General features: G+C 44.1%; 11 protein-coding genes and 1 tRNA gene. 10 read left to right on the top strand and 2 right to left on the bottom strand.

The genetic code is table 11. The features are described 5' to 3' along the window. Positions 1-323: 323 nt before the first annotated feature. The 6 genes from guaB to Q9R46_RS28230 all read left to right on the top strand — a co-directional run bounded on the left by guaB (position 324) and on the right by Q9R46_RS28230 (position 7,117). A complete protein-coding gene (gene guaB / locus Q9R46_RS28255) occupies positions 324-1,781 on the top strand; it encodes an IMP dehydrogenase (RefSeq protein ID WP_311282583.1) in 1,458 nt (485 codons plus the stop codon). Positions 1,782-2,201: 420 nt separating this feature from the next. After that, positions 2,202-3,593, top strand: coding sequence for a D-alanyl-D-alanine carboxypeptidase family protein (locus Q9R46_RS28250; RefSeq protein ID WP_311282582.1), 1,392 nt, complete (start codon positions 2,202-2,204; stop codon positions 3,591-3,593). A 182-nt stretch (positions 3,594-3,775) separates the two neighbouring features. Then, positions 3,776-4,657 carry a pyridoxal 5'-phosphate synthase lyase subunit PdxS gene (pdxS, locus tag Q9R46_RS28245; protein ID WP_062329598.1) on the top strand — a complete coding sequence of 294 codons (882 nt, stop codon included), beginning with the start codon at positions 3,776-3,778 and terminating at the stop codon, positions 4,655-4,657. A gap of 18 nt (positions 4,658-4,675) precedes the next feature. After that, positions 4,676-5,266 (top strand): pyridoxal 5'-phosphate synthase glutaminase subunit PdxT, encoded by a 591-nt coding sequence (gene pdxT / locus Q9R46_RS28240; protein WP_311282581.1) that lies wholly within the window; start codon positions 4,676-4,678, stop codon positions 5,264-5,266. Between the two features lie 277 nt (positions 5,267-5,543). Further along, a complete protein-coding gene (serS, locus tag Q9R46_RS28235; protein WP_311282580.1) occupies positions 5,544-6,827 on the top strand; it encodes a serine--tRNA ligase in 1,284 nt (427 codons plus the stop codon). 201 nt (positions 6,828-7,028) lie between these two features. Then, positions 7,029-7,117 (top strand) — tRNA-Ser (locus tag Q9R46_RS28230). A 191-nt stretch (positions 7,118-7,308) separates the two neighbouring features. Here the strand turns inward: Q9R46_RS28230 and Q9R46_RS28225 are convergent. Continuing rightward, entirely contained in the window at positions 7,309-7,656 is a 348-nt protein-coding gene (locus tag Q9R46_RS28225) for a hypothetical protein (RefSeq protein ID WP_145336576.1), read from the bottom strand. Positions 7,657-7,809: 153 nt separating this feature from the next. Between Q9R46_RS28225 and Q9R46_RS28220 the strand changes: the two genes are divergently transcribed. The 4 genes from Q9R46_RS28220 to Q9R46_RS28205 all read left to right on the top strand — a co-directional run bounded on the left by Q9R46_RS28220 (position 7,810) and on the right by Q9R46_RS28205 (position 9,893). Then, complete coding sequence (locus Q9R46_RS28220; protein WP_145336574.1) at positions 7,810-8,151, top strand: hypothetical protein; 342 nt, start codon at positions 7,810-7,812, stop codon at positions 8,149-8,151. Between the two features lie 25 nt (positions 8,152-8,176). After that, entirely contained in the window at positions 8,177-8,353 is a 177-nt protein-coding gene (locus Q9R46_RS28215) for a hypothetical protein (RefSeq protein ID WP_311282579.1), read from the top strand. Positions 8,354-8,375: 22 nt separating this feature from the next. Further along, complete coding sequence (locus tag Q9R46_RS28210) at positions 8,376-8,528, top strand: small acid-soluble spore protein P (RefSeq protein WP_311282578.1); 153 nt, start codon at positions 8,376-8,378, stop codon at positions 8,526-8,528. 270 nt (positions 8,529-8,798) lie between these two features. Then, positions 8,799-9,893, top strand: a complete 1,095-nt coding sequence (locus tag Q9R46_RS28205; RefSeq protein WP_311282577.1) for a hypothetical protein — start codon at positions 8,799-8,801, stop codon at positions 9,891-9,893. 172 nt (positions 9,894-10,065) lie between these two features. Here the strand turns inward: Q9R46_RS28205 and Q9R46_RS28200 are convergent, their stop codons facing one another. Then, entirely contained in the window at positions 10,066-10,638 is a 573-nt protein-coding gene (locus Q9R46_RS28200) for a GNAT family N-acetyltransferase (protein ID WP_145336568.1), read from the bottom strand. Positions 10,639-10,670 lie beyond the last annotated feature (32 nt).

Below are 10,670 nucleotides of genomic sequence, written 5' to 3'. Positions count from 1 at the left end.
ATTTTTATTAATTAATGAAGATCATAAAAATCTTCAATCAAGGAATACTTAAACTACACTAACAATAAAAGCAGGCGTACCGATCTAAATGAAAGGGCGCTTTTTTGTTATATTTTCGAGGCTTGTCCACGTAAGGAACACAGTTGTGTGCAAGGGGAAGCACACCTGATTGTTCCAAGGAGTTTCCCTTGACATTCTAAATATCGCTTTGCTAAGATGGACAATAATATATTTTCAGAAAACGAATTTTCGGCATACAATACAGCCTGGAATCTTCGGGTTTTGGTCGGTAAAGCTGAGCAAACATAAGGAGGAACACTTGCGTGTGGGAAGATAAATTTGGTAAGGAAGGCTTCACCTTTGATGATGTATTGCTAGTGCCACGGAAATCCGAGACACTGCCTAAAGAAGTAGACGTGTCCGTTCGTTTGAGCGATAACGTCAAATTGAACATTCCTTTGATTAGTGCAGGGATGGATACTGTTACTGAAGCGACATTGGCAATTGCTATTGCGCGTGAAGGCGGTATTGGTATTATTCATAAGAATATGTCCGTTGAACAGCAAGCTGAAGAAGTGGATCGGGTTAAACGTTCGGAGAGCGGTGTTATCACCAATCCTTTTTCACTCACAGCTGAACATCTGGTATCTGATGCTGAGGCAGTTATGGCAAAATACCGGATTTCCGGTGTGCCTATCGTTGAAGGAGATCAGAAGCTCGTAGGGATTCTGACAAACCGTGACTTGCGATTTATCCATGATTTCAACATCAAGATTAGTGAAGTCATGACTCGTGAGAATTTGGTTACAGCTCCTGTGGGTACAACACTGCAGGAGGCAGAAGGTATCTTGCAGAAGCATAAAATTGAAAAACTTCCATTAGTGGATGAGTCCAACACATTGAAGGGCCTTATCACAATTAAAGATATCGAGAAGGCAATTCAGTTCCCGCAAGCTGCGAAGGATGCGCAAGGTCGCCTTTTGGTTGGTGCAGCAATTGGTATCTCGAAAGATACGTTTGAACGTGCAGATGCTCTGGTCAGAGCGGGTGTGGATCTGATTACAGTAGATTCAGCTCATGGGCATCATATTAACATTATTGAAGCGGTTCGCAAGTTGCGCGAACGTTTCCCTGAGCTCACTATCATTGCAGGCAACGTTGCTACGGGTGAAGCCACACGTGATCTGATTGAAGCAGGGGCTTCCGTTGTCAAAGTAGGTATTGGACCAGGTTCCATCTGTACAACTCGTGTTATTGCAGGTATTGGTGTACCTCAAGTTACAGCAGTATATGATTGTGCAAGCGTTGCGCGTGAATACGGCGTACCTGTTATTGCTGACGGTGGTATTAAATACTCTGGAGAGATCACCAAAGCTCTTGCTGCAGGTGCTCATGCCGTAATGCTGGGAAGCCTGTTTGCGGGAACAGCAGAGAGTCCGGGAGAAACGGAAATCTTCCAAGGACGCAGTTATAAAGTATATCGTGGTATGGGTTCGATGGCTGCAATGAAACAAGGTAGTAAAGACCGTTACTTCCAGGATGATGACAAAAAACTGGTTCCTGAAGGCATTGAGGGTCGCGTAGCATACAAAGGTCCTTTGTCTGATACCATTCATCAGTTGATCGGTGGATTGCGTTCGGGTATGGGATACTGCGGAACGAGCAATCTGGATCAATTACGTAATGACACAAGTTTTATCCGTATTACAGGCGCTGGTCTTCGAGAGAGCCATCCGCATGATGTACAGATTACGAAAGAAGCACCTAACTACTCGTTGTAATGCGAAGAGAGTTAATGATTTCCAAGGCAGGCTCGGCGATTTTCGCCGGGCTTGTCTTTTTTTGCGCATACCCCTGTGATAGAATAGAACAAGCGGTGACCGTCCTAGGATGGAACGGGGCGTTGCGGCGATTTTTTGACGTGATCCATGATTTTTTTATAAGACTCAAGGTAAGCCGGTTATGACTTATCATACTAGAAAGAATGTTTATTACGTTTTACATAAGATAAGCATTCAGCAAGATGCGAGCGAAGTGACCATTGATTTGAATATTAGAGCAACGAACTTGCTCATTTCGATACAGCGCATTCAGCAGAGAATCACATATCCATTGACACAATGACAGGGACTATGAAAATAGCAGCTTAAGCTGCACTGAGGCATTATTCAGAAGCTTCAGATCGAAGGGAGTATTCATCATTGAAAGCCAAACACATGAATAAGAAAAAACGTCAGATCCTCAAAAAGAGTGTAGCCTCCGTTATGCTCGTTAACATGCTATGCATGTCCGCAGTGATGCCTGTTATGGCTGCAGCAAAGGACTCTGGTCAGGTTCTGACTGCGGCAGCTACAACAACGAAAACGCCAGCAAAAGCCGTCAGCATCCCTTCCGTAGACTCGCTCGGACTTGATGTAAGATCGGCGGTCCTGATGGAGGCTTCTACAGGTCAGATTTTACTTTCGGTTGATGCGGATAAGGCAATGCCGCCAGCGAGTATGACCAAGATGATGACAGAGTATATCGTTGCTGAACAGGTTAAACAAGGGAAGTTTGGCTGGGATGATGTAGTTACTGTTAAAAAAAATGCGGCTAAAAGTATCGGATCACGCATTTTCCTGGCTGAAGGTGACCAGCATACGGTAAAAGACCTGTATATCGCAATGGCTGTTGGATCGGCCAATGATGCCACAGTGGCCTTGGCGGAGTATGTTGCGGGTTCGGAAGCCGAATTCGTAAAAATGATGAATGAAGAAGCGAAACGGATGGGCATGAAGGATACCCATTTCATTAACTCTACTGGTCTGGATCGTGCGGATATGCCAGCTGAATTCCGTCCAGCAGAAGACAAGGAAACAGTAATGTCCGCAATAGACGCTGCTATTTTGTGCCGATATATCGTTAGAGATCATCCCGACTACAAAGATTTTACAACGATTCAATCTTACAAATTCCGACCGAACGACAAAGCACCTATTATCAACTATAACTGGATGCTGGAAGCGAATAAAAATATAACCAACTTCAAAAGCTACGCTTACGAAGGTCTGGATGGCATGAAAACAGGCCATACGAGCAATGCAGGTAATAATTTTACGGGTACGGCTGAGCGTAATGGTATGCGTTTGATCAGCGTAGTGATGGGAACCGATTCCGAATCCGCACGTTTTAGAGAAACGAAAAAGGTGCTGGATTACGGCTTTGATAATTTTGAGGTGAAGCAGGCTGTTTCAGGTAAAACCAAAGTGAAAGGCTGGGAAACGGTACCTCTGAAAAAAGGGAAAGAGACGACAGTTCCTGTCGTAACCGATAATGCGGTAAGCTTTGTTGTGCCTAAAGGCACTCAAAATCTGAATGTTACATTTAAAGCAAGTGTAACGGAAGCAGATAAACTGGTTGCACCAATCAAAGCAGGTACCAAGGTTGGTACGGTCACTTACACATACAAAGCAGAGGGAATGGAAGCACAGGAGAAAACGGTAAATCTGATTACAGCCGAAGAGGCTGAAAAAGGCGGCTGGTTCCGTCTATTCTTCCGTGCGATCAAAGACTTCTTCGTTGATCTGTTCGATGGAATCAAAAACTTGTTTTAACCGAAAAATACAAACTAATACTGAATGAGTGGATTGTATATTTTCACTTTTTCCGGTAAAATATCAAGTTAGAATTCTACGTATTACAGTATAAAAGTCTAAGGCTCTTTCATCTGAATAGAAGCGTCATTATGCTTATTGAAAAATGGGAGACAACACATACACTACGGGGGGCTTGGAATATGGAAACGGGAACATCACGCGTTAAAAGAGGTATGGCTGAAATGCAAAAAGGCGGCGTAATCATGGACGTCATGAACGCTGAGCAAGCTAAAATTGCGGAAGCAGCAGGTGCAACAGCAGTAATGGCACTTGAGCGTGTTCCTTCTGATATTCGCGCAGCAGGCGGAGTGGCGCGTATGGCTGATCCAACGATTGTGGAAGAAGTAATGAAGGTTGTGACGATCCCTGTCATGGCCAAAGCACGTATTGGTCACTATGTAGAAGCTAAAGTACTTGAGTCACTGGGTGTGGATTACCTGGATGAGAGTGAAGTACTGACTCCTGCGGATGAAGTATTCCATATCGATAAACATGAGTTTACTGTACCGTTTGTATGTGGAGCGAAAGACTTGGGTGAAGCACTTCGCCGGATCGGTGAAGGAGCATCTATGATTCGTACAAAAGGTGAGCCGGGAACAGGCAACATCGTTGAAGCAGTTCGCCATATGCGTTTTATCAACAGCCAAATTCGTAAAGTAACTAATATGTCAAAAGACGAGCTGTATGCTGAAGCGAAGAACCTTGGCGTTGCCTATGAGCTTTTGCTCGATGTGCATGAGAACGGAAAATTGCCAGTGGTTAACTTTGCAGCAGGCGGCGTAGCGACTCCAGCAGATGCAGCCCTTATGATGCACCTTGGAGCAGACGGCGTATTTGTAGGTTCCGGTATTTTCAAATCGGATAGCCCGGAGAAGTTCGCACGTGCGATCGTTGAAGCAACAACACATTATACCGATTATAAATTGATTGCTGAAGTTTCTAAAAACTTAGGAGCACCAATGAAAGGTATTGAAATTTCCAAACTTGCACCTTCCGAGCGCATGCAGGATCGCGGCTGGTAAGAGAAGGGGAACTCAGACATGAAGATCGGCGTCTTGGCACTTCAGGGTGCTGTTACAGAACATATACGCAGTATTGAACGTGCTGGAGCTGAAGGTGTAGCCATTAAGCAGGTTCAGCAGTTAGAGGAGCTGGATGGCTTGATTCTGCCGGGTGGAGAGAGCACAACCATCGGAAAGCTCATGCGCAAGTATGGGTTCATGGAAGCCATTCGTGCCTTTGCTGCAGCTGGAAAGCCGGTATTTGGTACCTGTGCGGGTCTGATCGTCATGGCCAAGCGTATTCAGGGTCAAGAAGAAGCACATTTGGAGCTTATGGATATGACCGTTTCCCGCAATGCTTTTGGGAGACAGAGAGAAAGCTTTGAGGCAGATCTGCCTGTAAAAGGTATTGAAGAGACGGTACGGGCTGTATTTATACGCGCTCCGCTAATTGAGAGTGTTGGTGAACAGGTTGAGGTTCTTTCCACGTATAAAGATGAGATTGTGACAGCACGCCAGGGACATTTACTGGCTTGCTCCTACCATCCGGAGTTGACGGATGACTACCGTCTACATGCTTACTTTGTAGACATGGCAAGGGCATATAAACAATCGGTAGAAGCAAAATAAAGTATGATGTACAACCTATGATCTCCCGGTCATCGGAGCACTCCTCAGTTGTCTGTTCTAGGCTGCTGTGGCTGTTGCATCTGGACGGATGCCTCATGTTGCTTGTAACTGCTGCATAGCGGAATCGCAGCGGAGGTGCAACCGGGGACATAGGTTGTTTTTTCGGTTATTGGCACATTGTAGGTTATAATAGATATTATTGTGTTTTTAATTGAAAATATCGAGAACGGGCCTGATATGAGGCTCCATAATGTAGGTTTATTAGGAGGGGTACGTAGTGCTTGATGTGAAAATATTGCGGAATGAATATGCACGTGTAGAAGAAGCGTTAAATAATCGTGGCAAATCGCTCGACCTGATTGCTGGGTTTACGGAGCTCGATGCAAAGCGACGGGAATTGCTTCAGGAGAGCGAGAATCTGAAGAGTCGTCGTAACACCGTATCCGCAGAAGTAGCTAGACTGAAGAAAAACCGTGAGAACGCCGATGATTTAATTGTCGAGATGCGTGAGGTCTCCGATCGAATTAAAGCAATGGACGAGGAAGTACGCGAGCTTGAGGTTAAAATTAATGACCTCACGATGGCGATTCCTAACATTCCAAATGAAAGTGTGCCTGTGGGTACATCCGAAGAGGATAATGTTGAAATTCGCCGTTGGGAAGAGCCCAAGTCATTCCCTTTCGCTCCAAAAGCACACTGGGAGATTGCACAGGAGCTGGACATCCTTGATTTTGAAGCAGCAGCCAAAGTGACAGGTTCCCGTTTTACCTTCTATAAAGGACTTGGAGCGCGTCTGGAGCGTGCGCTGATTAACTTTATGATGGATCTGCACAGCGATCAGCACGGATACGAAGAAATTTTGCCTCCATATATCGTGAATCGGGATAGCTTGTTTGGAACAGGCCAGTTGCCGAAGTTCGAGGAAGATCTGTTCAAGCTTAGAGACACCGAGTATTATCTGATTCCAACAGCAGAAGTACCTGTAACGAACTACCACCGTGAAGAAATTTTGAATGCCGATGATTTGCCGAAGCATTTTGTCGCGTATAGTTCCTGTTTCCGCTCAGAGGCTGGTTCGGCTGGACGGGATACTCGTGGCTTGATCCGTCAGCATCAGTTCAACAAGGTGGAGTTGCTCAAGCTATCTTCACCAGAGACATCGTATGATGAGCTGGAGAAGATGACACAAAACGCAGAGCGTGTACTACAACTTCTCGGCTTGCCTTACCGCGTGTTGACGCTCTGTACGGCAGATATGGGGTTCACTTCGGCTAAAACATATGACATTGAAGTGTGGTTGCCTGAGAGCAACACCTACCGTGAGATTTCATCATGCTCCAACTGCGAAGACTTCCAGGCACGTCGTGCCAATATCCGTTTCCGCAGAGAGCCTAAGGCGAAGCCTGAATTTGTACACACACTGAACGGTTCAGGATTGGCAGTGGGGCGCACGGTAGCAGCCATTCTGGAGAACTATCAGCAAGAAGACGGAACGGTGATTATTCCGGAAGCATTGCGTCCATATATGGGTGGGATTGAAGTCATTGCTCGCCGTAAATAGTACGAAGTTCGAGATAGCATAATTAACGAATCATCTTACTCCACTCGCCATTTGAGGATGGCGGGTGGGATGGATGATAAGTTGCAGTGCGGGTCACCTGTTACAATCCGGTTTTAGCACAAAGTTTAAATAAAAACACTTGCATTCCATCATTAATCTATGGTATGATAATTTTCGTGGCAAGTTTATAAAATATTTTTTGGAGAGGTACCGAAGCGGTCATAACGGGGCGGTCTTGAAAACCGTTAGGGTGCAAGCCCACGTGGGTTCGAATCCCACCCTCTCCGCCATAACTTTTAAAATTGCACACCGCATATGGATTTGCGGTGATTATGTTTGAAACACACTAGACTGTTGAACAGCGGTCTAGTGTGTTTTTTTATTTGGGACCGTTAGAGATAATCTAAAGGGAGGACTTGTAAAGGCATTTTTATGAAGATAATAAAAGGCACACCTAGACAGGTATGCCCTTATACGAAAGCTATGTAGTTTTGGCTTGCTTTTTAGACACTGCTATTTTCTTCTGCAATTCTTTATGTGCAGCAAAACTCATAATAAGGAAGATTAGGTTAACGACTGCAAAGACCGAATAGCCTGGTTGATACGTTATTGCTAATAACAAAGCGATCACTTCTGCTACGACTAAAATTGAAAAGGTTGTAAATGGTAACGTGAAAATAAAAGCCCATGCAATGAATTGAACGAAGATTAGTCCTCCGCTTAATATGCGTGTAGTTTCTCCATCATAATCTACAGGTTGTGTTGTCAGAAACTTAAAGAACATGAATACAAGCCAAAAAGCGAAGATGATGCCTGTGGCAACTCTCAATAGATGATTCCCTCCTAACTCTACATAATGAAATGATTGTATCATGCACAATTGAAATTGTAATCATTTTAATGAAGTTTATGGTATTGCCAGATTCAATCATGCATAAAAACAACCTCTTCTCCGCACGTTATAGAAGTGGAGGTGGTAAAGATGAACCGCGAACTAAACATTGATCAGAACGAACTTGTAGGCGCTTGGCAGGAGCGTTTGCCTGAAGTCTTGAATGTGGGTGATCAGGCACAGGTTATGGCAGACGAAGCAAATCATCAGGCGATTCGGATACACATTGCAACAGCAGGTCACGAAATGTATTCTTTTGATTTTAAATGCCAATATGTTGATTCCCGTGAGGTCAGTGTAGAGCTAGTTGACGTGGAACGGGATGGGAGAACAACGGATGAACGCACAGAACCGATTCAGGAACTGGCGCATGATTACACTCGGCATATTCACGAGTGTGCTCAGTCATTGCAATCGATAACAAATTCTTAATACGAACCAAAAGGGGTCGAATGGAATGACTAAAGCCAAATCGAGCGTGGATAAAAACCTGCAAAATGTTGTTGGAGATCTCGAACAAACTGGTGTTAACAGCCATCATGCGCAGCAAATACAGCAAGATTCCAATGATCGCCGCCATCAGGATGCATTAAATCATGATAAAACGGAAGATAGAGACCCATCTCATTCCTAACCTATGATGAGGAGGTACTTATATGAGTAAACCAAAAGCAATTCCTGTACCCGAAGCTCAGGATAACCATCAGCAACATCATTCATCCAAGCTCTCTTCCATGCAGGAACCATTGTCTGGCTCTAAAAAAGTGAAGAATCAGAACCATGTGGATCATCTAAATCCGGAGGGGTAACCCTATAATGTTTTTGTGTAAAAGATAAGTACCAAACATAAAAAATTACTTCATTTCAAAAGTCCCTTGTTACCTAACAGGGGGCTTTTGCGTATTCATACATATGGAAAGACTAGCAGTCAGATCATCCCGTACCTGACATAGGTCTTTCTAGCCATTTTAAAGAGGAAAAATCACAATTTTCCCAAATTAGGTTTCAGTATCGGCCGAGATGGTATATCATTGGTATTGAATTATTTTTTTGGGGTTATCACGAGAGGAGAGAAACAAATGACTAAACGCATGGGGGCGCTTCTTCTTACGTTGTTGTTAACCGTATCTTTGGCTTTAACAGCATGTAGTAGCAAGCAAGAACCAAAAGAGGCATTGAAGACGGCTGCGGCAAATGCTTCTAAATTAACTTCGTACGAAATGAGTTCCAACTTTACAATCAATGAGTTGAGCTATAAACCTGGTGATGCATCTCAGACGGATCAAAGCATGACCCAGTTTATGAGCATGCTGAAGGACGCACAACTGAATGTCACAGGTGTATACCAAAGCGAGCCAATGCAGACAGAGATGACCGTTGGCATCGAGCTTAAAGGCGATATGGGGATGACTTTTAACATTCCTATGGTAATGACCAAAGAGAAATTGTATGTAAAAGTACCAAACATCCCATTCTTCCCGATTCCGGAGAATATGGTGAACAAATTTATTGAATTCGACTTGAAAAAATTGGCGGAGCAAGAGGGTACCGAATTCAACCCTGATGCACTGGACGCTGCCAAAACACAAAAGCTGAGCAACGAAATCATGGATGCGGTACTGGGTGAGTATGATGAAGCCAAGTTCTTCAAAAACCTCGATACCAAAGATGCAAAGTTGCCTGAAGGTGTAGACGCGAAGCAGGTCGTACAATTCTCTGTAAACAATGACAATTTGAAAGAAGCTGTTACTGTACTGGTAACCAAAGCGCTTCCTAAAGTGATGGATATTGTCTCCAAAGAAGAATACAGAGATATGTTGCAACTGAGCCAAGCAGATATCGACAAAGCCAAAGAAGATTTGAAAATCTCTGAAGCAGATCAAGCTGAAATGACTAAAGATCTGGATAAACTGAAAGACGTTCTGACAATCAACACGTTCAACATCGATTTTGCGTTGGATAAAAACGACTTCCCAGTTTATCAAAAAATGGTCGCTGATATGCTGATCAAACCAGAAGATACCAAAGACGAAATGAAATTGGCCTTCACTGGTTCGAACACATACACTAAAATTAACGAAAAGCCTGAATTCAAAATCAACATCCCGACAGGTGACGATGTAATTACAATGGAAGAGTTTGAGCAACTGATGAACTCCTCTTACGGATATTAAGATCTAAACCTGATCTATGAATAAAACCCGCCTGGATACTCAAGCAGAGAATGCTCTTTTCCTGCTAGTATCTAGGCGGGTTTTATTTGTATAAATACCGCACCACTGCCTTTTATAAGAAATGGTGTGGTGTTTATTATGTAAAACAATAACGGAGGCAAGGCAAAAGGGCTTAGTGATACGATTCATCGTGCAAATCTTCGGCAAGCACAGCGTAGATCTGATGATCCTGGTAGACTCCGTTAATTTTCAAATATTTACGAGCGATTCCTTCAGGCTGAAATCCGTTTTTCTCCAGTACCCGCTTAGAACCCTGATTTGATGGCAGTACAGCGGCCTGCACCCGGTTTAACTTCAGAGCACGAAACCCATAGGCTACAGCCAGCTTAACCGCGGCAGTCATTCGTCCCCCGCCTTGATAGTCCGGATGGATGAAGTACCCCATATCTGCATAGTTAGCAACGCCGAGAACAACATTGTTCAGACTAACCTGCCCGATGAGAAGGTCATCCTTAATCGTGAAGATGCCGAACTGATAACCGGTTCCCTCGTCTGCGGCTCGCACGCGATCCTCAATCCGCCGGGTCTGAGCTTCAAGTGTGTAGAAATCATTTTCGCGAATCGGTTCAACTGCTTGATACGGGATGCGGGTAAGCTCAATCAATTCAAGATAGGTTTGTGCATCCTGGGTGTTGAGTAAACGAAGACTTATGCCATGAGCTGTATCGTATAGTGTTAGTGCCATTGTAACAGACATCCTTTCATGTGTATTTATTT

The sequence above is a fragment of the Paenibacillus sp. RRE4 genome (assembly GCF_031844205.1).
In the GTDB taxonomy this organism is placed as follows: domain Bacteria; phylum Bacillota; class Bacilli; order Paenibacillales; family Paenibacillaceae; genus Paenibacillus; species Paenibacillus xylanexedens_B.
This window is presented reverse-complemented; position numbering and strand designations above follow the sequence as displayed.